Origin of the sequence: Nocardia sp. NPDC060249 (genome assembly GCF_042728755.1) — a bacterium.
Taxonomy (GTDB): domain Bacteria; phylum Actinomycetota; class Actinomycetes; order Mycobacteriales; family Mycobacteriaceae; genus Nocardia.
This window is the reverse complement of record NZ_JBHXAQ010000001.1, coordinates 370,590-392,795: the sequence shown is the minus strand read 5'-3', so window position 1 is coordinate 392,795 and position 22,206 is coordinate 370,590. Positions and strand designations below refer to the sequence as shown.

The following is a 22,206-nucleotide window of genomic DNA, read 5'->3' as shown; positions in this document are numbered from 1 at the left end:
TGGGGGACAAGATATGCCCGACATCGAATCGCCACAGCAGCCGATGCTGGAGTTGACCCGGGTGGTCAAGCAGTATCGCGTCGGCGATCAGGAGGTCCGCGCGCTCGACGAGGTGAGCATGCGCATCGAAGCAGGCCAGTTCACCTCGATCATCGGGCCGTCGGGTTCCGGCAAGAGCACCCTGCTGCACCTGCTGGGGGCACTCGATCGCCCCGATGAGGGCTCGATTCGGTTCCGCGGCACCGAGATCGGCGATCTCGACGAAGACCAGCAGGCCGCGTTCCGGCTCGAACAGGTCGGCTTCATCTTCCAGTTCTTCAATCTGCTGCCCACGCTGTCGGCATGGGAGAACGTCGCCGTGCCGAAGCTGTTGGACGGCACCGGCTTACGCAAGGCCAAGCCGCGCGCGCTGGAACTGCTCGACCTCGTCGGTCTGGGCGATCGCGCACAGCACCGGCCCGCGGAGCTCTCCGGTGGGCAGATGCAGCGCGTGGCGGTGGCCAGGGCGCTGATCATGGATCCGCCGCTGATCCTGGCCGACGAACCGACCGGAAACCTCGATTCCAAGACCGGTGCCGCGATCCTCGCACTGCTGGGCGACATCACCGCGCAGGGCAATTCGGTGGTGATGGTGACCCACGACATGAGCTCGGTCGACTACTGCGACCGGGTGATCACCCTGCGCGACGGTCAGATCGGCGCGGACGAGCGCGTCGCTTCGCGGGTCGACGCATGATCGCCGCCGCCATCGATCGATTGCGGCTGTTCAACTTCGGTGAACTGCTCCGCCATCCCGGTCGCACCCTGATGTCGGGGGCGGTGATGGGGGTATCGGCCGCGCTGATCGTCGCGGTGCTGAGCATCTCCGGGTCGGTCACCGGGTCGGTCGACAAGCTCACCAAGGGTCTGGCGGGCACAGCCGAGCTCGAGATCACCGGCATCACCGACGCGGGCTTCGAACAGTCACTGCTGCCCCGGATCACCGCCACGCCCGGGGTGGCGACCGCGGTGCCGATGCTGCGCGGCACGCTGGGCGCCGGCCCTGACCGGGCGCTGCTGATCGGCGCCGATCAGACGATCGGCGCGCTCGGCAGCGATCTGGCCGGGCCGATGTCGCAGTACACCACCAAGCTGCTCGGCACCGAGCGTGGCGTGCTGGTCGGCGCGGCCATGGGCCTGCGCGAGGGCGACCCGGTGCCGATCGGGGCAGGCACGGCGAAGGTGGCCGCCGTTCTCGACTCCGAGGCGACCGACCGGCTCAACAGCGGCCATGTGGTGGCGGGTCCGCTGCCGCTGATCCAATTCCTCACCGACCGGGTCGGCAAGCTCGATTCGGTGCAGATCGTGGTTAGGCCCGGCACCGATGTGGCCGCGCTGCGCACTGCCCTCACCGAGGCGGTGGACGGTCGCGCCGTGGTGGCCGAGCCGAGTCTGCGTACCGCGCAGGCGGGGGGCGCGATCCAGATCATGCGGTATTCCACGCTGATGTCGTCGGCGGCGGCGCTGATCGTGTCGGCCTTCCTGATCTACAACGCGATGAGTATGGCGGTGGCGCAACGCAGGCCGACGCTGTCGCTGTTGCGGGCCATCGGCGGCAAGCGTGCCCCGATGGTGCGTGATCTGCTCGTCGAGGCCGCGATGCTCGGGCTGATCGGCGGGGCGATCGGTGCGGGGATCGGCGCGCTGATGGGACGGTTCGCGATCGACCGGCTGCCCGCCGCGATCGTGCAATCGGTCGAGGCCCGAACCGAATTCCAGGTGCCCGGCTACGCGATCCCCGTCGCGATCGCCGCGTGTGTGGTGGCGACGGTGCTGGCGGCGTCGATCGCGGCCCGGCAGGTGTACAAGGTCGCCCCGGTCGAGGCGTTGGCGCCGGTGGAGGCCAGCGATGCCGCGGCGACCAACTCGGCGCTGCGCTGGGTCGCCCTGGCCGCGGGTGTGCTCCTCGGTGCGGCGGCGGTGGTCATTGCGTTCCTCGACCTCGGGCGCCTGTCGCTGGCCGCGATCACCACCTCGTTCACCGCGACGGTGTTCCTGTGTTTCGCCGCCACCGGGCCGATCGTGCGCGGATCCGCGGCGATCGCCCGCTGGTTCGGCGCGCCGGGCGCGCTCGGAGCGACCACGCTGGAACGCGCGCCGCGCCGCGTGTGGGCCACCGCGATGACGGTGATGATCGGGGTCGCGGCGGTGGTCGCGCTCGGCGGGGCGTCGGGCAACATGGTGAAGTCGGCGACCGATTCCTTCCAAAGTCTCGGCGACACCGATCTTTACGTGAGTCCGAGCCCTGTCGAACAGTTCCCGACCGGGCCCGTCCTGCCCGACGGGCTGGCCGCACGGGTCGCGAACGTACCGGGCGTGGAACGGGTGAGCCCCGCCCAGATGGCCTTCGCGACCATCGGTAGCGGTCGGGTGATGTTGCAGGGCTATCCGCCGAGTACCTCCGACACCCGTCTCGGCGCGGTCGATCGGGCGGTGATCGACCGGATGGAACGGCGCGAAGGTGTTGTCATCACCCGCGACGTGGCGCGTTCGCTCTCGCTCGCCGTCGGGGACGAGATCACCATGCCCACCCCCTCCGGTGAGCGCAAAACGGCTGTGCTGCAGGTGATTCCGTACTTCACCGCCGTCTCCGGCGTGGTGATGATGAATCTCGACCAGATGCGGGAGTGGTATCAGCGGCCCGGCGAGACGATCCTGTCGATCCAGTACTCGCCCGGCGCCGACCCCGACGCGGTGCAGGCCGCGGTCCGCGCGATGGTTCCGCGGGAAATCCATGTCGACACCGGCGCCGACATGGTCGACGCGATCTCCTCGAGCGTCCAGCAGGGCGCGGCGATGAGCAACATGATCCTGTGGATCGTCGTCCTGGTGGCGACGGTGGCGTTGCTGAACACCCTGATGCTGTCGGTGCTGGAGCGGCGCAGGGAGCTGGGGGTGCTGCGCGCCATGGGCACCAACCGCAAGTTCCTCCTGCGCTCGGTGCTGGCCGAAGCCGCGGGTATCGGATTCATCGGCGCGGCAATCGGTCTCGTCGTCGGCGTCGCGGTGCAGTATCTGGCCACGGTGGCGATCGGGCATGCGATGACGATCGACATCGTCTACCGGCCGAGCCCGGTGATCGCGGTCTACGGTGCGGTCGCGCTCGGTCTGGCCCTGCTGGGCTCGATCCCGCCCGCTCTGCGCGCGGCGCGGATGCCGATCGTGGCCGCGCTGGCCGTGGACTGAGGTCGGCCGCCGCGGTGCCCGGCATTTGGCACCGCGGCGGCGACACCGTCATCTCGGTGTCGCAGGTCGACCGCCGGGTCATCGGTCAGAGCGGCACTTCGTCCCACCACGCGATGACCTCGTCCTGCGCGGAGGGCCGAGTGGCTCCGCCGGTGCCGCTGCTGCCCCGGCGACTCACCACCACAAGGTAATTCGCGCGGGCGGAGTCGCCGGGGAAGCTCAGCACCTGGTGTGCGGTCTGGATGCGGACGCTCGCCGGGTCCGGAACCACCCATCGCTGCAACGAGAACGGCACCTCGTCCTTGTTCCCCGCGTAGCGAACGGTCGCGGGCAGCGCCTCCAGCACCGACCGCGCCTGGTTCGCGTTCGTGTACTCGAGCACCAGGTAGCTCACCGCACCCACCTGATTGTCGAAGCGTTCGCACTGCCATCCGGTCGTGATCGGCGTCCACTGCAGCGCGGGTTCTTTCCACGCCAGCTCGCTGACATCGCGCACCCCCACACACCGCGCGCCGCGATACCCCACGCCGTCGCTCATCTCCCCCTGCGGAACCAAGGTCGGAAAGACCCGTCGGCTCTCCGCGAACGAATCCTCGATCTCCGCCACCGAATTCGACGGCCCGCTCGCGCCGTCTTGCGCGTCGAGATCGTCGTCGTCCCCCGGCAACACCACCACGACCAACGCGACAACCAACGCGACCAGCACCAGAACCAGCGCCGCCAACACGACCCACCCGAACCGCTGCATTCCCGACACCCGCCGAGGCACCGGCCAATACCCCCGATGCGGCACCATCCACGGCCCCCGCTGCCCCGGCCGCACCGCCCCGTGCTGCCCCGCACCACCCGGCACAACCGAACCACCCGGCTGCCCCGCGTCTCCCTGAGCCCCCACGCCGCCCGGCTGCCCCGCACCGCCCAGCTGACCGGCATTGCCCGACTGACCCGCACCACCCAACTGCCCCACGGCGCCTTGTTGCCCCGGGGTGCTTGGCTGCCCCGCACTACCCAGCCGAGCCACAGCGTCCTGCTGCCCTGGGCTGCCTGGCTGCCCCGCACTACCCAGCCGAGCCACAGCGTCCTGCTGCCCTGGGCTGCCTGGCTGCCCCGCACTACCCAGCCGACCCACAGCGTCCTGCTGCCCTGGGCTGCCTGGCTGTCCCGCACTACTCAGCTGACCAGCATTGCCCGACTGTCCTGCACCGCTCGACTGCCCAGCATAGCCCGGCTGACCCGCGTTGCCCTGTCCTGCGCTGCCAGGCTGTCTCGGCCGGCCGGGCTGCCCTGCGGCCCCCTCCTGCATCACAGGCCCGGCTGGGGCCGCGTTCGAGGCTCCAGCGATCGACGTCACCTCGGTCAGGGCCGCCGCGTTCGCCGCGTCCAGCTCTCCCGTGTCGCGCATCGACACGACATCGGTTGCCGCAGTGGCCGATACCTCGCCGGAATCCTCACCGCTGGACGCCGCGGCGCCATCCGATCGCGCTGCGGAAGATGGTGACTTGTCGAGAGACACTGGGCTGGAAGATATTTCGGCATCACCGAGGGACGGCGCCGCGGGTTCAGCGGCCTCCGGTACGGGGCGCTGCGGCGCGGCGGCTGACACCACAACCGGCGGGGCAGCGGCCGACATGGGCACCGCACCGGGCGCGCCGGATGCGGGTAGGCCCATATTCGGCTGTGCGACAACGGGACCCGCAGCGGGGCGCTGGGCGACCGGAGGAATTTCGGCGGGCGGCACCGCGCCGCTGGGTGCGGCCGGTCGCGGGGCAACCGGTGGGACGGCGCCGAACGGCCGCGAGGGCGGCTGCCACTGTGGTTGTGGCGCAGGCTGGACGGGTGGGCCTTGGTACCCGGGGGGCGCCATGCCGGGCGGGGCGAAGGGCGCGGCGGGTCCTGGCTGTGGGGCGGGCGGGTAGTAGCCCGGCGCCGGGTTGGCAGGGGGGCGCGGCAAGACCGGTGGGGTCTTGGAGGTCAGCGCCTGGCGGGCCGCCTTGGCGAACGCCGTACACGAATCGAACCGTGCCGCAGGATGTTTCGCCATCGCGGCGGCGAGAACGGCGTCCATGATCGGCGGCAGACCCGCGCGGCGCAGTGCCAGCGGTGGCGGCGGGGCGTAGAGGGTGCCGCGGATGATCTCGTTCGGGTCGGCGGAGTCGAAGGGCGCCAGTCCGGTGAACAACCAGTACAGCGAACAGGCCAGCGAGTACTGGTCGGAGCGGTGGTCGAGTTCGGCGCCGGTCATCTGTTCGGGCGAGGCGTAAGCCAGTGTCGCGGTGAACATTCCCTGCTGGGTGAGGTGGGTGGAGTCGGCGCGCAGGCGGGCGATGCCGAAGTCGGTGAGGAAGACCCGCTCGCCCTGGCCGCCGGTGGAGCGGGCCAGCAGGATATTGGCGGGCTTCACATCGCGGTGCAGCACTCCCCTGCCGTGCGCGTAGTCCAGTGCGTCGGCGACCCCTTCGATGATCTGCACGGCCCGCTCGGGCGGCAGCGCCATCGGGTCGACCGTCGCGGCGTCGATCCCGTCGACGTACTGCATGCTGATCCAGAGTTGTTCGCCCTCGGTACCCCGGTCGAAGACGGTGACGATGCCGGGATGGTCGAGCCCGGCGGCGAGATCGGCCTCCCGTTCGAACCGCGCGCGCACGCGCTCGTCGGCGAACAGATCCCGGTTGAGCAGCTTGAGGGCGGTCAGCCGGTCCAGGCGCGGATGCCGGGCCAGATACACCGTGCCCATGCCGCCCTGACCCAGCATCGCCTCGATGGTGAACCCCGCGAACACCTCACCGATGTCGTGCACTACGACCCCCTTCCGACCGTGTGACCACGCTCATTCGAATTCTCGCCGAAAATCGGTGAAACTTGCTAACAGTCGTCCGGGAGTGACCGGACGCGCTCGACGAGAAGTTTGCACCGCCGGAGCACGCGCGAGGGGTGGTGGGGAGGATTCGGTGGTGAAGTCGACCGGAACGGCGGCTGCCTGTCGCAGGTTGCTGCTCTGTGGGGTGCTGGCGACTGCCGCACTGTCCACCTCGTGTGCCACGCCGGGCACCCCGACGGCGGTGAGCGCGCCCACGGTCACCGTCAACAGCGAAGACGCCTGGCATCCCGGGCTGTCGATCGGGCTGCCCGATTCGCTGGCCGCGGAGTTCACTCTCCTGCAGTCGAAGCTGCCGGGCCAGGTCGGCATGGCGTTGATGCCGGTCGGCGGCGGCCGGATGACGATCTACGGCGACTGGACCACGGGCATCGCCTGGTCCACGATCAAGATCCCGCTCGCGGTCGCGGCGTTGCGCCACGACTCCGACCAGTCGATCTTCGAGATGGTGGAGGCCGCGATCACGGTGTCGGACAACGACGCCGCCGAAGGTCTGTGGGAATCCCTCGGTGACGCACCGGAAGCCGCCGACGCCGTGCAGCAGATCCTCGACGAGGCGAGCGACGCGGCCACCGGCAAGTCGGGCACCCGCACCGAACTCGACGGCACCTCCTTCGGCGGCACCGAATGGTCGCTGGCCAACCAGGTGCGGTTCGCGTCGCGGCTGCCGTGCCTGCCGCAGGCCGAGGTCGTCACCTCGCTGATGGGTGAGATCACCGAAGATCAGGGGTGGGGACTCGGCCTGCTCGACGACACCGAGTTCAAGGGTGGCTGGGGTCCCGACGATGTCACCGGGATCTACACCGTGCGCCAGTTCGGACTGGTGCCGGTCGGCAGCGGTCAGCTCGCGGTAGCCCTTGCCGCGCAAGCCGATTCGGGTTCGTTCGACGACACCACCGCGCTGCTCGACCGGATGGCGTTGCTGCTGGCCCGGCACCTGCCCAACCTGCGCGGCGGCGTCTGCCCGCGCTGAGCGCACCGGCTCAGCCGGGAACGACCAGGCCGGATTCATACGCCAGGACCACCGCCTGGGCGCGATCACGCAGCCCGAGCTTCGAGAAGACCTTGGAGACATGGGTTTTCACGGTCTGCTCGGCCACGAACAGGGCCGCGGCGATCTCGGTGTTCGACAACCCCTTGGCCACCAGTTCGAGTACCTCGCGTTCGCGCGGGGTCAGGGTGCCGAGTGCGGGCGCCGGGGCGGCGCGTACGGTGTTGCGCCTGCGGGTGACGTCGGCGATGAGCCTGCGGGTGATCGTCGGCGCGAGCAGCGCCTCACCATCGGCGACCACCCGCACCGCACGCACCAGTTCCTCGGCGGGCGCGTCCTTGAGCAGGAACCCGCTCGCCCCGATGCTCAGCGCCTCGTAGACGTAGTCGTCGATGTCGAAGGTGGTGAGCATGAGCACCCGCACCGGGGGATCGAGATTCGCGGTGAGGATCGCGCGGGCGGCGTCGAGACCGTTCATCTCCGGCATCCGCACATCCATCAGCACCACGTCGGGACGCAGCCGCTTGGCCTCGGCCACCGCCACCTTGCCGTCGGGTGCGTCGCCGACGACGCTGATATCGGTCTGCGCACCCAGCAGGGCGCCGAAACCCTGGCGCACCATCGCCTGGTCGTCGGCGATCAACACGGTAATAGCCACCCAGTCACCTTAGTGGGTGGGCAGTTTCACCGAGACCTCGAATCCGCCGCTGAGCGTGGGCGCCGCGGAGAGCTCACCGCCGACCGCGACAACGCGGGTGCGCATGCCGTCGATGCCGTGACCACCGCCCGCACCGGGTTGGGACACCGTGGCCGTCGCCGCGTTGTGCACGGTCACGCTCACCTCGCCGGGATCCACCGCCACCGCCACGTGCACCGTGGCGCCCGGCGCGTGCCGCGCGCAGTTGGCCATCGACTCCTGCACCACCCGATAGACGACCAGCCCGGTCGTCTCCGGCACCGATTCCAGATCCCCGGTCACCGTCCAGTCGACCGGCAGACCCGCGCGCAGGGCCGACGCGCACAGGGCCGGCACGTCCGAGGCGCGCGGCTGCGGCGCGTGTTCGGGCAACTGGCCGTCACTGCGCAACACCCCGAGCAGCCCGCGGATCTCGTTGAGCGCGGTGCGGGCGGTGGCGCCGATCGACTCGAACTCGGCGCGTGAGGCGGAGTCGAGGTCGGCGATCCGGTACGGCGCGGTCTGCGCCTGCACCACCACCATGGACATGTGATGGGCGACCACATCGTGCAGGTCACGGGCGATGCGCGCCTTCTCCTCGAGAATCGCCCGGCGCGCGCGCTCGAGTTCGGTCACCTCTTCCTGCCGCTCGAGCTTGCGCCGCGAGGCCAGCAGGATCCGCACGAGATAGCCGAACAGGGCCAGCGCGCCGAACCCCATCGCCCAGCCCCACAGCGGACCGGTCTCCGAGCCGGGCATCGTCGTGGCGAACAGCATCGAGGTGGCCGCCCAGGCGACGACCACGATCGGCACCGAAGCCCGCAATGCCACCGCGAACAGCAGCACGAACAGCACGATGATGTGCACGACCTGGAAGGGCAGATCGTTGTCCGCGGCCGGCTGCAGGCCGACCGAGAACAGCAGCGCGGCCCCCGCGGAGATCGCCCACCCCAGCGCCGGGTTGACCCGCACGAACAGGATCGGGAAGGCCGCGAGTGCCGACAGCAGCGGCGCGGTGACCGGCGAGACCTCGTGGGTGACGAACAACGTCGGCCACGCGATGCTGTACAAAATCAGCGCGACCAGCACCGTTGCGAAGTCGAACCAGGTGCGCGCGGGTATTCCTCGCGCGGCGGGGCGCAGTGGTGCGGTCATGACAGTGAGCCTACGAACCGTCCGGTCAGCGGACCTCATACCCACGGACCGAATACGACCCCCTACCCTGGTGTGACCCCAGCGCCGGGTATGCCACCCGCGCGCCCCGATAAACCAGTCCGTAGCGGGATGTCCGCGACGTGACCCGCTCCTTACCGTCGGAGGCCATGAACACCCCGCTTCGCCCGGTACCCGCTGCTGCTCGAGCCCGTACCGCAGATTCCGCCGCCTCCGCGCCGTCCCCCGATCCCGCGCAGCACCGCCGTCGTAGCGGTGTCGCGCTGTGCACGGCCGGGCTGGCGATGGCCGCCGCCGTGGTCATGTCGGCTCCGGGCGCCATGGGCGGCACCACCCCGACCGGCACCGAGAACGTCGCGGCCGCCGCCGCGGTGCGCGCGCTCATCGACGACGGCCCGGACGTCACCTCGCTCATCCCCCGCGATTTCGGCTACAAGTTCGGTTACGACCCCGTCGAGCTGGACGGCCTGCTGGTGAACCCGAACGGCGGCTGCTCCTCGCCGGTGACGCTGCCCGCCGAGTTCGAGTCGGCGTGCAAAGCGCACGACCTGGGCTACGACGTGCTGCGCTACGCCGAGCGGGTCGACGAGCCCCTCGGCGGGTGGGCCCGCCGCTCGGTGGACGCGGCGCTGAACCGGCGCATCCACGCCTCCTGTCAGCTGCGCGACGACGAGTTCTCCCGTGCTCGCTGTGGCGTGATGGCCGATATCGCGTTCACCGCCGTGGACGTGAACTCGCGGCGTCAGGAGTACGGCGCACCGGTGGTCGAGAACGTCTTCGCCCAGACCGACCCGTCGGACCGCCCCAACCTCTGGCCGCTCGCACGCACCGTTCTCGGTTTGTTCGCGGTGACAGCGGCCTCGGCTGTGATCATCGACGCGCTGCGCAAGTTCCGCCGGCGCTTCGTGTGATCGGTCGCCTCATGCGGTTGCCGAAAACTAGAACATGTCCTAGTTTTCACACATGTCTCTAGTCATCGACGAAACGATCGAGATCGACGCCCCCGCCGCGAAGGTGTGGGAGGTGCTCACGGATTTCGAGCGCTACGGCGAGTGGAACACCTTCTGCTACGAGGCGTCGAGCACGCTGGAACCGGGCTCGGCCATCGATATGCAGGTCCAGCTGGGCAGCAACCGCCGTCCGCAGCGGGAATGGATCCGCACCCACACCCCGGGCGTCGAGTTCAGCTACGCGATGAAGCCGGTGCCGCTGGGCGCACTGCACAGCCTGCGCTCGCACACCGTCGTCCCCCTCGGCCCCGACCGGTGCCGCTACGAGTCCCGGTTCACCCTGGCCGGCTGGTTGAGTCCCGTGGTGACGGTGGCGCTCGGCAAGCATCTGCGGGCCGGCTTCACCGCGATGACGGCGGGCGTCGGCCGCCGCGCGGTGGCGTAGACGCCCACGACCGGCGGGCCCACCACCACGAGCGGGGCGCACCAGGTTGTGTCAAACCGGCACGCCCCGCTCGCAGAACTTCTCAGACCACGCTCGGGGTCGGCAGCGCGCCACGCGCCACCTCGTAGGCCGCGCCCACCCGGTACAGGCGGTCGTCGGCCAGTGCGGGCGCCATGATCTGCAGACCCACCGGCAGGTTGTCGTCGGCCGACAGACCCGACGGCACCGACATGCCGGGGTGACCCGCCAGGTTGGTCGGCAGGGTGCACAGGTCCGACAGGTACATGGCCAGCGGGTCGTCGACCTTCTCGCCCAGCTTCCACGGGGTGAACGGGCTGGTCGGCGAGACGAGCACGTCGACCTGCTCGTAAGCGGCGTCGAAGTCGCGTGCGATCATCGTGCGGACCTTGAGCGCCTGGCCGTAGTAGGCGTCGTAGTAGCCCGCCGACAGCGCGTAGGTGCCGATCATGATGCGGCGCTTGACCTCCGGACCGAAACCGGCCTCGCGGGTCAGCGACATCACCTGGTCGGCGCTGTGGCTGCCGTCGTCACCGACGCGCAGGCCGTAGCGCATGGCGTCGAAGCGCGCCAGGTTCGACGACACCTCCGACGGCATCACCAGGTAGTACGAGGACAGCGCGTACTCGAAGCTCGGGCACGACACCTCGACCACCTCGGCGCCCAGCTCCTTCAGCACCGCCACGGCGGCGTCGAACGAGGCGAGGACGCCGGATTGGTAACTGTCGGAGTGCAATTCGCGCACCACGCCGACGCGCACGCCGGTCAGATCACCGTTGGCGCCCTGCTTGGCGGCGGCCACCACCGGCGCCACCGCGACATCGCGGGAGGTGGAGTCGCGCGGGTCGTGCCCGGCGATCACCTCGTGCAGCAGCGCGGTGTCGAGCACGGTGCGACCACACGGACCACCCTGATCCAGCGACGACGCGCACGCGATCAGGCCGTAGCGCGAGACGGTGCCGTAGGTGGGCTTCACACCGACCGTCGCGGTGACCGCGGCGGGCTGACGAATCGAGCCGCCGGTGTCGGTACCGATCGCCAGCGGCGCCTGGAACGAGGCCAGCGCCGCCGCCGAACCGCCACCGGAACCACCGGGGATGCGGGTGGTGTCCCAGGGGTTGCGGGTCGGACCGTAGGCGGAGTTCTCGGTGGAGGAGCCCATCGCGAACTCGTCCATGTTGGTCTTGCCGAGAATCGGGATGCCCGCGGCGCGCAGCCGCGCGGTGACCGTGGCGTCGTACGGCGACATCCAGCCCTCGAGGATCTTCGAGGCACAGGTGGTCGGCATGTCGGTGGTGGTGAAAACGTCCTTGAGCGCCAACGGAACTCCCGCCAGCGACGAAGCGGGCGTCTCGCCCGCCGCGAGCGCGGCGTCGACCACGGCGGCCGCGGCGAGGGCTTCCTCGCCCGCCACGTGCAGGAAGGCGTTGAGCTCACCGTCGACCTTGCCGATGCGATCCAGGTGCGCCTGGGTGACCTCGGTGGAGGTCACCTCGCCGCCGTGGATCTTGCTCGCCAGCTCGGCAGCCGACAGTTGCGTCAACTCGCTCATTCGCCCTCTCCCAGGATCTGCGGGACCAGGAAACGCTGTTCTTCCACGGCGGGCGCCTGGTCCAGCGCCTGCTCGGGGGTGAGGCCGGGCGTGACCACGTCGGGCCTGGTCACATTGGTCGTCGGGTTCGGCGACGCGGTGGCGGGGACGTCGGCGGCGACCTCGGTGATGGTCTGCACGTGGCTGAGGATCGAATCCAGCTGACCGGCGAACTGGTCGAGTTCGGCGTCGGTCAACGCCAGCCGGGACAGCCGGGCGAGGTGAGCGACCTCGTCGCGGGAGATTGCGGGCACCGCGGGACCCCTTTCGGCTTCGGTTGGGCAGTATCGGTACAGCCTAATGGGCCCCCCACCACCCCTCGGACGCACCCGCCTCGCACGAAAGTTCGCGCATGTCGCGCCGATGGGGTCATACTTCGGGTCGAGAACCCGCGTTCAGGGGTGTAAGTATTGCTTCACCGGGTATTCGTCTCGAACAACCCCGGCCGGCATGGAAAGGAACGCACGTGTCATACCTGCTCCGCGTGCAACTTCCGGATCGACCGGGAAGCCTCGGCTCCCTCGCACTCGCCCTCGGCGGGGTCGGCGCGGACATTCTCTCGCTCGATGTCGTGGAACGCGGCGCCGGTTTCGCGATCGACGATCTCGTCGTCGAAGTCCCCACGGGCGCACTGCCCGACACCCTCATCACCGCCGCGGAATCGGTGCGGGATGTGAGCGTGGATTCCATCCGCCCGTACTCCGGCGTGCTCGACACCCACCGCGAGCTCGAACTGATCGACCAGGTCGCCAGTGCTCGCGACGACCGGCTCCAGGTGCTCGTCGACGGCTGCCCGCGCGTGTTGCGCGTCGGCTGGTCCACGATCATCGGCCTCGGCCCAGCAGGCGCCTACCGCATCGTCGGCAGCCCGAGTGCCCCTGAGACACAAGCGGGTTCGGCTCCGTGGATGCCCATCGACAAGCCGATGTGGCTCGACGGTGAGGCCGAATGGGTGCCCGAGATCTGGCGCGACATGGATACCAAGCTCGCCGCCGCACCGCTGGGCAACACCGGCAGGGCACTGCTGCTCGGCCGCCCCGGCGGGCCCGACTTCCGCCCGTCGGAAGTGGCGCGGCTCGGCTACCTCGCCGGCATCGTCGCCACCGTGCTGAACTGACCGGGTCAGCGCAGCGCGAGCCGCATCACGAACAGTTGCAGTCCGTCGCGGGTGGCCCAATCACGTTCGGGCACACCGACGAAGCCGAGGCGCTCGTAGATTCGATGGGCGTCGACCATCGAGAACATCGTAGTGAGCGCGACCGCGTCGAAACCGCCTGATCTCGCCTCGTCGACGACGGCGCGAACCAGCGCGGTGCCGGCTCCGAGTCCACGTGCCCGTTTCGAGACCGCCAGCATCCGGAACTCGAGTTCACCGGGCTGCGCGATCTCCGCGTAGCGCGTGCCGGGCTTCGCCACGGTGAGCGAGCCGACGACCTCGCCGTCGTGCACGGCCACGAGGACCTCGGCCTCGGCGGCCCGATGCGCGACGTCGGCGAGTTCCCGCACGTAATCGTCTCCGTCGGGAACGTAGCCGTCGCCCACGTACACCTCGACAGTCAGCGCGGCGACCGCGTCGTATTCGTCGGGGTGGGCGGGGCGGATCAGAAGTCCGGTGGTCTGGTCATCAGTACCGTGCATCCCCGAATGGTCCCATCCGGACGCTTGTGAGCCTCGACTCACCCGTGCCGGGCGAGGTCGGTGAGGTCGCTCAAGAGCCGAGGTAGGGGCGCAAGCCGGGGTGTTCGGCGTGCCAGTCGTCGGGGTTGTGCGGTGGGTAGGCCACGGCGAGGTGGTCGCCGGGTGCGGGCCAGTGCGCGGCGTCCCAGGCGAAGCGGCGGTAGACGACCTTGCCGGTGATCGACGGGCCGGTGACGGTGCCGGTGATCGTCACGTAGTGCTCACCGGTCATCGCGGGCAGCGGGCTCACCCCGGTGACGTAGAGCGACCCGTGTTCGAGGTTCGCCCGCCCCCGGCCGGTCCGTCCGGAGACGAGGGCCGCGATCGTCACCACCAGCATCGTCACCAGCGCTACCGCCATCACCACTTCGAGCATGCGCCCATGCTATGCCCCGCTCACAGCGGCGTGAGCGCACTGACCCCCAGCGAACGGCGCACCTGCCACACCGCCGTGCGGGTGCGCTGCGAGCGCCCGTTGCCGCGGTCGATCAGCGCCCGATCGGCGGTCGTGTAGATCAGTTGTGCGCCACGGGAATTGGTCTCAGGGTTCTGGAACAGCTGCACGAGACGGTCGGTCTCCTCGACCGGCAGGCCGACGCCGAGGTCGTCGACCGCGAGCACCTGGCCTGCGTCGAGGGCCTCCAGCATCGCGGGCAGTACGCGCAGCAGCGACCGGGTGGCGGTGGATTCGTCGCCCAGTTCGAACGGGACGTCGATGCCCTCGTGCACCAGGCTCAGCCCCGCGCCGCGACGGTCGACCATGCGCCGGTACAGCGCGTCACGCGCCGCGCGCAGGGTGCTCAGCTCGCGTTCCACGAGAATCTGCTCGGGGTGGTCGAGATGGCCTGCCAGCGCGCCGATTTCGGCGTCCAGATCACGCAGGTAATCCGCGTACATCGGATCGTGTTCGGCGACGAGCAGATCCTCGATCCCGAGATCGGCGGTGCGCAGCAGCATCAGCAGACGCGCCGCGTTGTCGGGCGAACGGGAAATGTGGCTGCCGAGGTCGTGCGCGAGCGCGTCGGTGTCGACATCACCCTGCTGCACAGCCAGATTCGCCGCGAACCACCGATACGCGGGCACGAGCGCCTCGGCGTACAGCTGCCCCGCCAAGCTCAACAGCAGCGCGTTCGGCCGCAGCAACGGCACCAATGCCGTCACCCCGTATCGAGCCGCCTCGAACATCGGCCCGATCTTCACCTCGTCACCACGGCGTTCGAACACGATCCGCTTGCGCGAGCGCGGATGGGTGTAGAGCCACTCGGCGACGACGTCGGCGTTGTCGAGCTGGAACCCGTAGGTATAAGGCACGCCCTCGGCGACGAATCCGGCGACGAATTCTGTCGGCTGATCGGCGAAACCGAGATGCGGTCGCCGCACCGGGCCCGCGTAGGGGTCCCATCCGCTCACCGAATTCAGGACCGCGTCCCGCATCTGCCCGATCGCGTCGATCACGCTCGTCTTCCCGGCGGCCGCCACCCCGTGCACCGCGGTCACCGGCACCGCCAACGGCCCGCCGGCCCCCTTGGTCAGGCGCAATTGCTGAGCCTGGGCCAGCGATCCGTGATTGGTCACCTGAAAATTGCGCAGCAAGGGTCCGCCTCTCCGAGATTCTTGGCAAGACTAAGGGACACGGGGACGCGCCAGCCTGATCGGGCTCGCCGCGATCTCGTCAGGCCGAGGGCAGCGAAGTCCCGCCCTGCTACGACGAACGGCAGCACCTATCCCGGGCGTGTTCGGTGCGGACGCACTAAGGTGCTGGACACCGCGACTGGTTCGTCGCGGGTTCAGCGGTCGGCGATGAGGATGGGTGCGCGTCATGGCGGTTCGGGTGATTGTTCGCGGAGTTGTCGTTGGCGCCGTGACCGCGGGAGCGCTCGTGCCCGCGGCGCTGGTGAGTGCGCCCAGCGCGCTGGCCGACCCGTGCCCGACGGGAACCGCACGGGTGTTTCTGGGGAACTCGACCAACTCGTGTCAGGGTGCGGGGTCGGTGTCCTACACCGACGCTCCGGTGTCGAAGGTGTGCTCGATGTCGAGCACCGATGTGACGGTAGAGATCCAGACCAACATCAAGAAGCGGCCGCTGCGCACCGAGGAGCTCAGCAACGGGCAGTGCGCGTCGTTCGACATGAAGACCCAGATCGGCAACACGGTCACCGTCACCCCGAACTGACGCGAACCCGGCTGTTCACGTCGCCGGGCCGGGCTGGTCCGCCGCGACCGGATTCTCGTCCGGTGCGATCCTGACCGCGTCGGGACCACCCGCCAGCAGCCGTTGGAAGCCGTCTTCGTCGAGGATCTGGACGCCGAGTTCTTCCGCCTTGGCCGCTTTCGAACCGGGCGCCTCGCCGATCACCACGAACGCGGTCTTCTTCGACACCGAGCCCGCCGCCTTGCCGCCGCGAACCAGGATCGCCTCCTTCGCGCCGTCGCGGGTGAAGGTCTGCAGGGAACCGGTGACGACGATCGACAGGCCCTCGAGGTTGCGTTCGATGGATTCGTCGCGCTCGTCTGCCATCCGCACCCCGGCCGCTCGCCACTTGTCCACGATCGCGCGATGCCAGTCGACGGTGAACCATTCCAGAACCGCCGCGGCGATGGTGGGGCCGACACCGTCGGTGGCTGAAAGTTCTTCTCCTGTCGCGGATTCGATGCGCTCGAGGCCGGCGAACTCGGCGGCCAACGCGCGGGCAGCGGTCGGTCCGACGTGGCGGATCGACAACGCGACGAGCACCCGCCACAGCGGAGTGTCCTTGGCCGCCTCCAGATTGTCGAGCAGGCGGGCACCATTGGCCGAGAGGGCGCCGTCCTGTTTGGTGAACAGCGGCACGCCGAGCAGATCCTGCGCGTCGAGGGCGAACAGGTCGCCTTCGTCGATGATCGCGCCCGAGGTGAGCAGGGCATTGGCGGCTTCGTAGCCGAGGGCTTCGATATCGAAGGCGCCGCGACCGGCCAGGTGGAAGACGCGTTCGCGCAGCTGGGCCGGGCAGTGCTGCTGGTTGGGGCAGCGGATGTCGGCGTCACCCTCTTTGGCGGGGGCGAGTTCGGTGGCGCACACGGGGCAGTGCGTCGGCATGACGAATTCGCGTTCGGTACCGGTACGGGCGTCGACGACGGGCCCGAGGACCTCGGGAATCACATCACCGGCCTTGCGGATGGTGACGGTATCGCCGATCAGCACGCCTTTGCGCTTCACTTCGGAGGCATTGTGCAGGGTGGCCATCGACACGGTCGAGCCGGCGATCGAGACCGGCGCCATCACCGCGAACGGGGTGACCCGACCGGTGCGGCCGACGTTTACCTCGATGGTCAGCAGCGTGGTAGTGGCCTCTTCGGGCGGGTACTTGTAGGCGATGGCCCAGCGTGGGGCGCGTGAGGTGGAGCCGAGGCGGCGTTGCAGGGCCGTCTCGTCGACCTTGATCACCTGACCGTCGATCTCGTGCTCGATGTCGTGGCGATGTTCGCCCCAGTAGGCGACCCGCTCGATGACCGCGTCGATGCCCTCGACCAGGCGGGTGTGGGCCGAAACCGGCAGGCCCCAGGCAGCCAGTGCCTGGTATGCCTCGTGCTGGGAGGCCGGGCGGTAACCCTCGATACGGCCGAAACCGTGGCAGATCATCCGCAGCCGACGTTGCGCGGTGATCGCGGGATTCTTCTGGCGCAGCGAGCCGGCCGCGGTATTGCGCGGATTCGCGTACGGCGGTTTGCCTTCGGCGACGATCTGGGCGTTCAGCGTCTCGAAATCCTCGAGCCGGAAATACACCTCGCCGCGCACTTCGAGAAGCGCCGGGATCGGGAATTCCTCGGTCGGGGTGAGCTCGGCCGGGATGTCTTCGATGGTGCGCGCGTTGAGGGTGACGTCTTCGCCGGTGCGCCCGTCGCCGCGAGTCGCGCCGCGCACCAACCTGCCGTTCTCGTACACGAGGTTCAACGCGACACCATCGATCTTGACTTCGCACAGATAGTGCAGCGCGGACCCGGTTTCGGCTTCCACCCTGCTCGCCCAGGTGCGCAGCTCGTCATAGTCGAACACATTGTCCAGCGACAGCATCCGCTCGAGATGATCGACCGCGGTGAACTCGGTCGCGAATCCACCGCCGACCAGCTGCGTGGGCGAATCGGGAGTCCGCAGATCCGGGTGCGCGTCTTCGAGATCCTGCAACGCGCGCAGCAAGGCGTCGAACTCACCGTCGGTGATGATGGGCGCGTCCCGCAAGTAATAGCGGAACTGATGCCCACGCACCTCGTCGGCCAACTGCTGCCACTGCACCCGCTGCTCGGGCGTCGCCGCTTCGGCACTCACGGAAACCGCGCTGTCGCTGTCACTCACCCACCCAAGGTTAGTCGAGCCCACCGACACATCCGCGCACGTCGCAGCCGTGCGGGAGCGAGTTCTCGGGCAGCGCGGCGGGAACTACCTCACCGATGATCGCGGCCCGACCGCGACTGTTCCGGACGCTCGACAGTGAGCGACTCCGGGTCCTCGGCGAAAGCGCGGGCAACGTCGGCGGCCAGCGCGAGCGCCGTGCGCGACCACGCGAGCGGAGCGCCCGCCAGACCGCAGGTCGGGGTGACCAGGGTTTGGGTGAGGGCCGCACGGGGGAAGCCGAGGTCGTCCACGAGACGCACCGCGGGCTCGGCGGCGGCGCGCCAGGTGAGCGGGCTCGTGGGCGGTGCGGTGGGGATGAGTCCGAGAGCCAGCTTCTTGCCGGAGTCCACGGCTTCGCCGATGTCGTCGAAGTCGGCGGTGGTGATCGTCGACGCGTCGAAGGACAGCGCGGCGGCGGCGGTGCGGCGCAGGGTGGGCAGGGCAGGCCGGGATGCGCAGGTGTGCAGGATGACCGGGCCCGGCTGGGCGTTGATCACGACATCGAGAAAGTGGATTGCCTCCGGACCGGGCAGCGCGCGGACGGTGTTGAGGACGCTCGGGCCGGTCAGCGATCCGTCGAGAACTGTCGTCAACCGCGGTTCATCCAGTTGCACAACCACTCTCGCCCCGAGCCGTTTCCCGATCTCGGCGGCGTGCAGGGCCAGGCCCTCGGCGAGGGAGTCCGTGAGGTCGCGCAGCGCGCCGCGATCGGTGAGGATGCGATGCCCGCCCGGCAGTTCGACTTCGGCGGCGAGGGTGAGCGGACCGACCGACTGGATCTTGATCACCCGACCGGAACCGACGAGACCCGCTGTCTCCCACGCTTCCTCGATCGCGTCGAGATCTACCCGCACGAAATCGCGGGCCTTGCGTGAGACCGAACCCGGTCGGTCGGCGAGCCGGTAGCCGCGGGTGGTCGCGTCGAACCGCAGGTCGACCAGGAGCGCGGAAACGCGCCCGATCATGTCGGCGCCGATCCCGCGACCGGGAAGTTCGACGAGGTGGGGCAGTTCCGGCAGCTCACCGATGATGGTGGTCGCCGCTTCGAGTGGATCGGTGCCGGGCCAGGAACCCAGGCCGGTGGCGAACGCCCCGGCGAGCAAGTCCACCGGTTCCGCCGCGGCCGGGTCGTCGGACTGCTCACTACCACGCCACAACGTCACGCGCTCAACACCTTTCGTGTCGGATGGGTCGGCGGTCGACACCGGATCGGGTCGACCACCACAGACCGTGCGCCGCGCCACCCGGCGCGGTCGTCACCCCGTCATCCTGCCGGGTGCGGCGAATACCGGCGCACCCGCCACGACGCGATCAGGCCGAGGCCGCCGACGAATCGGACTCGATGCCCGCGCGGTCGGTGCCGTTGATGGTGCCGCTGCCGATCACGGTGTCGCCACCGGCGGCATCGGGCAGATACAGCACGATGGCCTGGCCCTTCGCGACGCCGGTGAGCGGCTCACGCAGCCTGGCGACGAAGCCGTCGCCCTCGGGCTCGACGACGGCGGGCGCGGTCCCACCGTGCGCACGAACCTGCACGACGCATTCGACCGATGAGGTGGGGCGCACGCCGGAGGTCCAGATCGCGCGGTCGGCGGTGATGACGTCGACCTGCAGATCCTCGACCGAGCCGACCTTGACGGTGCCCGAATCGGGATCGATCCCGGTCACATAGCGCGGCTTGCCGTCGGCGGCGGTGTGGCTCAGGCCCAGGCCCTTGCGCTGGCCGACGGTGAATCCGTGCACACCCTCGTGACTGCCGAGCACCGTGCCGTCGGAATCGACCAGCGCGCCGGGCCGGATGCCGATCTTGGCGCCGAGGAACGCGCGGGTATCGCCGGAGGGGATGAAGCAGATGTCGTGGCTGTCGGGCTTGTTGGCCACCGCCAGCCCGCGCTCGGCGGCTTCCTCGCGGATCCGCGGCTTCGGGGTGTCGCCGACCGGGAACATCGCCCGCGCGAGCTGCTCGGCGGTGAGCACCGCCAGCACATAGGACTGGTCCTTGTCGGCGTCGACGGCACGACGCAGCACGCCCTCGTCGAGGCGTGCGTAGTGCCCGGTCACGACCGCGTCGAAGCCGAGCGCCTGGGCGCGATCGGCCAAGGCGGAGAACTTGATCTTCTCGTTGCAGCGCAAACACGGGTTCGGGGTCTCCCCCGCGGCGTAGGCGGCGACGAAATCGTCGATCACGTCTTCCTTGAAGCGATCGGCGAAATCCCAGACGTAGAACGGGATTCCGAGCACATCGGCGGCGCGACGCGCGTCACCGGCGTCCTCCTTGGAGCAACAGCCACGCGACCCGGTACGCAGCGTGCCCGGGTTCGCCGACAGCGCCAGATGCACCCCGACCACCTCGTGACCGGCGTCCACGGCCCGCGCCGCGGCCACCGCGGAATCGACACCACCACTCATCGCGGCGAGAACTCTCATCTGGCACCTCCTCTAGCGCCGGCCAGGCCCGCGGCCCTGGCCCGATCGATGACCTGCGGCAGCACGGTCAACAGTGTTTCGACATCGGCCTCGGTCGACGTGTGACCGAGCGTGAAGCGCAGCGAACTGCGCGCCTGCCACGGTTGCACACCCATCGCGATCAGCACGTGGCTGGGCGAGGCGACGCCCGCGTTGCAGGCCGAACCGGTGGAGCATTCGACACCGGCGGCGTCGAGCAGCATCAGCAGCGAGTCACCCTCGCAGCCGGGGAACGTGAAGTGAGCATTGCCGGGCAGTCGTTGCGCGGGCCCGTTGAGCACGGCATCCGGCACCGCGGCCCGCACGCCGTCGACCAACTCGTCGCGCAGCGCCCGCAACCGCTGAGCGCGCGCGGGCAGGTCGGTGACGGCATCGCGCAGCGCGGCGGCCATCCCGATCGCCGCGGCCACATCGGAGGTCCCCGAGCGCAGGTCGCGTTCGTGTCCGCCGCCGTGCACCAGCGGCACACACGGCACGTTCCGGCCCAGCAGCAGCACGCCGATCCCGTGCGGCCCGCCGACCTTGTGTCCGGCCACGCTCAGCGCGGCCAACCCACTCGCGGCGAAGTCGACCGGAATCTGGGTCACCGCCTGAATGGCATCGCTGTGCATGGGAATGTCGAATTCCTGTGCGACAGCGGCCAATTCAGCGATCGGCTCGATCGTCCCGACCTCGTTGTTGGCCCACATCACACTGACCAGCGCCACCTCGTCGCCATGCGCGACGAGCGCCTCGCGCAACACCTGCGGCGACACGACGCCCTCCGCGTCGACCGGCAGCCAGCTGACCTGCGCGCCCTCGTGCTTCTCCAGCCACTCGACGGCATCGAGCACCGCGTGATGCTCGACCGCGCTGGTGACGATCCTGGTGCGCCGCGGATCAGCTGCCCGACGCCCCCAGAAGATCCCCTTGACAGCCAGATTGTCGCTCTCGGTCCCCCCGGAAGTGAAGATCACTTCCGATGGCCGAGCACCCAGGTCGGCGGCGATCGACTCGCGCGCCTCCTCCAGCGACCGCCGCGCCGCCCGCCCAGACCCGTGCAGCGAGGACGCATTGCCGACCGCCCCGAGGGCAGCCGTCATCGCCTCGACAGCGGCAGGCAACATCGGAGTGGTCGCCGCGTGATCGAGGTAGACCGTCTTGGGCGCACCGTTGACCGGACCCGAATAAGCCGACTTCATGACCGACAAAGCCTATACCACCGCTGACCTGGTCATCTTCGGGGTCCACCCCTGCTTTCCACGATTTTTCTACGATTTACCCACGATCCACAACCAGAGTGACGGTGTCGAATATTCCCCCGATGCGGTCCACCAGGGGCTACGACCAGGCCAGAGCAGGCACAGAGTCCCCGCGCCGTAACCGCCATTCCACCTCGGCGTGGCCCCTGCTAGGTGTCACCTCAGACCGGATGATCCGCGCGAAATCAACGACAACAACCTGCCACCACATCTGACTCCACTCGCTGCGCTACGGGTGATCCGTCCGGATCCGACACCCGGGCGCCACCTGGACCACCCCAACACGCTGCGGCGCCTGCCAGGGCTGATTCTTCGGGAATCAGGTGGCGGCATCACCCACAGTTTCAGCGGTTCTTGCTGCAGTCGGAACTCTTCGTCGAGATCAGTGCCCGCCGCGATGTCTGTGGCGAGGTTGGTTGTATCGCGACCGGCGGCCGCGTGACCCTGCTCTCGGTTGGCCTGCTAGGTCGGGCCCTCCAGCGCCTCACCCAATGGAAACGTGGGCACAA

19 protein-coding genes are annotated in these 22,206 nt (G+C 69.3%); 7 read left to right on the top strand and 12 right to left on the bottom strand.

The window, feature by feature from the left end; all coding sequences use genetic code 11:
• The first annotated feature begins 13 nt into the window (after positions 1-13).
• Complete coding sequence (locus ACFWFP_RS01765; RefSeq protein ID WP_378633366.1) at positions 14-736, top strand: ABC transporter ATP-binding protein; 723 nt, start codon at positions 14-16, stop codon at positions 734-736.
• Positions 733-3,225 (top strand): FtsX-like permease family protein, encoded by a 2,493-nt coding sequence (locus tag ACFWFP_RS01760; RefSeq protein WP_379292625.1) that lies wholly within the window; start codon positions 733-735, stop codon positions 3,223-3,225. Before ACFWFP_RS01765 ends, ACFWFP_RS01760 begins: the two co-directional genes overlap by 4 nt.
• A gap of 85 nt (positions 3,226-3,310) precedes the next feature.
• Here ACFWFP_RS01760 and ACFWFP_RS01755 read toward each other — a convergent pair whose 3' ends face one another.
• Complete coding sequence (locus ACFWFP_RS01755; protein ID WP_379292623.1) at positions 3,311-6,022, bottom strand: protein kinase; 2,712 nt, start codon at positions 6,020-6,022, stop codon at positions 3,311-3,313.
• 154 nt (positions 6,023-6,176) lie between these two features.
• Between ACFWFP_RS01755 and ACFWFP_RS01750 the strand changes: the two genes are divergently transcribed.
• Positions 6,177-7,073 (top strand): hypothetical protein, encoded by an 897-nt coding sequence (locus tag ACFWFP_RS01750; RefSeq protein WP_379292622.1) that lies wholly within the window; start codon positions 6,177-6,179, stop codon positions 7,071-7,073.
• A 10-nt stretch (positions 7,074-7,083) separates the two neighbouring features.
• Here the strand turns inward: ACFWFP_RS01750 and ACFWFP_RS01745 are convergent, their stop codons facing one another.
• Together ACFWFP_RS01745 and ACFWFP_RS01740 are read right to left on the bottom strand one after the other, a co-directional pair.
• The gene (locus tag ACFWFP_RS01745; protein ID WP_358105204.1) at positions 7,084-7,749 is read right to left on the bottom strand and encodes a response regulator transcription factor; all 666 of its coding nucleotides are present in this window, start codon (positions 7,747-7,749) and stop codon (positions 7,084-7,086) included.
• A 9-nt stretch (positions 7,750-7,758) separates the two neighbouring features.
• Positions 7,759-8,922, bottom strand: a complete 1,164-nt coding sequence (locus tag ACFWFP_RS01740) for a sensor histidine kinase (protein WP_379292621.1) — start codon at positions 8,920-8,922, stop codon at positions 7,759-7,761.
• 167 nt (positions 8,923-9,089) lie between these two features.
• Here ACFWFP_RS01740 and ACFWFP_RS01735 point away from each other — a divergent pair, with 167 nt between their 5' ends.
• Together ACFWFP_RS01735 and ACFWFP_RS01730 are read left to right on the top strand one after the other, a co-directional pair.
• Positions 9,090-9,851, top strand: a complete 762-nt coding sequence (locus ACFWFP_RS01735; RefSeq protein ID WP_379292620.1) for a hypothetical protein — start codon at positions 9,090-9,092, stop codon at positions 9,849-9,851.
• 52 nt (positions 9,852-9,903) lie between these two features.
• On the top strand, positions 9,904-10,335 hold the full coding sequence (locus ACFWFP_RS01730) for an SRPBCC family protein (RefSeq protein WP_379292619.1): 432 nt from the start codon (positions 9,904-9,906) through the stop codon (positions 10,333-10,335).
• A gap of 82 nt (positions 10,336-10,417) precedes the next feature.
• Here the strand turns inward: ACFWFP_RS01730 and gatA are convergent, their stop codons facing one another.
• Positions 10,418-11,905: an Asp-tRNA(Asn)/Glu-tRNA(Gln) amidotransferase subunit GatA gene (gene gatA, locus ACFWFP_RS01725; RefSeq protein WP_379292618.1), complete on the bottom strand. Its 1,488-nt coding sequence runs from the start codon at positions 11,903-11,905 to the stop codon at positions 10,418-10,420.
• Positions 11,902-12,198 (bottom strand): Asp-tRNA(Asn)/Glu-tRNA(Gln) amidotransferase subunit GatC, encoded by a 297-nt coding sequence (gene gatC, locus ACFWFP_RS01720; protein WP_101466314.1) that lies wholly within the window; start codon positions 12,196-12,198, stop codon positions 11,902-11,904. Before gatC ends, gatA begins: the two co-directional genes overlap by 4 nt.
• A gap of 212 nt (positions 12,199-12,410) precedes the next feature.
• Here gatC and ACFWFP_RS01715 point away from each other — a divergent pair, with 212 nt between their 5' ends.
• Complete coding sequence (locus ACFWFP_RS01715) at positions 12,411-13,061, top strand: amino acid-binding protein (protein ID WP_379292616.1); 651 nt, start codon at positions 12,411-12,413, stop codon at positions 13,059-13,061.
• Between the two features lie 5 nt (positions 13,062-13,066).
• On the opposite strand, the gene ACFWFP_RS01710 is transcribed toward ACFWFP_RS01715, so the two are convergent.
• From ACFWFP_RS01710 to ACFWFP_RS01700, 3 genes are all read right to left on the bottom strand, one after another.
• Positions 13,067-13,582, bottom strand: coding sequence for a GNAT family N-acetyltransferase (locus ACFWFP_RS01710; RefSeq protein WP_379292615.1), 516 nt, complete (start codon positions 13,580-13,582; stop codon positions 13,067-13,069).
• Positions 13,583-13,652: 70 nt separating this feature from the next.
• Positions 13,653-13,997, bottom strand: a complete 345-nt coding sequence (locus ACFWFP_RS01705; protein WP_379292614.1) for a hypothetical protein — start codon at positions 13,995-13,997, stop codon at positions 13,653-13,655.
• 20 nt (positions 13,998-14,017) lie between these two features.
• Complete coding sequence (locus ACFWFP_RS01700; protein WP_379292613.1) at positions 14,018-15,196, bottom strand: ATP/GTP-binding protein; 1,179 nt, start codon at positions 15,194-15,196, stop codon at positions 14,018-14,020.
• A gap of 286 nt (positions 15,197-15,482) precedes the next feature.
• Between ACFWFP_RS01700 and ACFWFP_RS01695 the strand changes: the two genes are divergently transcribed.
• Positions 15,483-15,794, top strand: a complete 312-nt coding sequence (locus ACFWFP_RS01695) for a hypothetical protein (protein ID WP_379292612.1) — start codon at positions 15,483-15,485, stop codon at positions 15,792-15,794.
• 15 nt (positions 15,795-15,809) lie between these two features.
• On the opposite strand, the gene ligA is transcribed toward ACFWFP_RS01695, so the two are convergent.
• The 4 genes from ligA to ACFWFP_RS01675 form a co-directional block, all read right to left on the bottom strand.
• Positions 15,810-17,951, bottom strand: coding sequence for an NAD-dependent DNA ligase LigA (gene ligA, locus ACFWFP_RS01690; protein WP_379292611.1), 2,142 nt, complete (start codon positions 17,949-17,951; stop codon positions 15,810-15,812).
• Positions 17,952-18,040: 89 nt separating this feature from the next.
• Positions 18,041-19,099: a methionine synthase gene (locus ACFWFP_RS01685; protein WP_379293720.1), complete on the bottom strand. Its 1,059-nt coding sequence runs from the start codon at positions 19,097-19,099 to the stop codon at positions 18,041-18,043.
• A 202-nt stretch (positions 19,100-19,301) separates the two neighbouring features.
• A complete protein-coding gene (gene mnmA / locus ACFWFP_RS01680; protein ID WP_379292610.1) occupies positions 19,302-20,417 on the bottom strand; it encodes a tRNA 2-thiouridine(34) synthase MnmA in 1,116 nt (371 codons plus the stop codon).
• Positions 20,414-21,637 (bottom strand): cysteine desulfurase family protein, encoded by a 1,224-nt coding sequence (locus tag ACFWFP_RS01675; protein ID WP_379292609.1) that lies wholly within the window; start codon positions 21,635-21,637, stop codon positions 20,414-20,416. The genes mnmA and ACFWFP_RS01675 overlap by 4 nt, the downstream gene beginning before the upstream one ends.
• Between the last annotated feature and the right edge of the window lie 569 nt (positions 21,638-22,206).

Excerpts from the sequence above, each read along its gene's own strand:
- ACFWFP_RS01710 (WP_379292615.1), bottom strand. The coding sequence starts at position 13,582 with ATGCACGGTACTGATGACCAGACCACCGGACTTCTGATCCGCCCCGCC.
- ACFWFP_RS01760 (WP_379292625.1), top strand. The coding sequence starts at position 733 with ATGATCGCCGCCGCCATCGATCGATTGCGGCTGTTCAACTTCGGTGAA.
- gatA (WP_379292618.1), bottom strand. The coding sequence starts at position 11,905 with ATGAGCGAGTTGACGCAACTGTCGGCTGCCGAGCTGGCGAGCAAGATC.
- mnmA (WP_379292610.1), bottom strand. The coding sequence starts at position 20,417 with ATGAGAGTTCTCGCCGCGATGAGTGGTGGTGTCGATTCCGCGGTGGCC.
- ACFWFP_RS01675 (WP_379292609.1), bottom strand. The coding sequence starts at position 21,637 with ATGAAGTCGGCTTATTCGGGTCCGGTCAACGGTGCGCCCAAGACGGTC.
- ACFWFP_RS01740 (WP_379292621.1), bottom strand. The coding sequence starts at position 8,922 with ATGACCGCACCACTGCGCCCCGCCGCGCGAGGAATACCCGCGCGCACC.
- ACFWFP_RS01705 (WP_379292614.1), bottom strand. The coding sequence starts at position 13,997 with ATGCTCGAAGTGGTGATGGCGGTAGCGCTGGTGACGATGCTGGTGGTG.
- ACFWFP_RS01730 (WP_379292619.1), top strand. The coding sequence starts at position 9,904 with ATGTCTCTAGTCATCGACGAAACGATCGAGATCGACGCCCCCGCCGCG.
- ACFWFP_RS01735 (WP_379292620.1), top strand. The coding sequence starts at position 9,090 with ATGAACACCCCGCTTCGCCCGGTACCCGCTGCTGCTCGAGCCCGTACC.
- ACFWFP_RS01765 (WP_378633366.1), top strand. The coding sequence starts at position 14 with ATGCCCGACATCGAATCGCCACAGCAGCCGATGCTGGAGTTGACCCGG.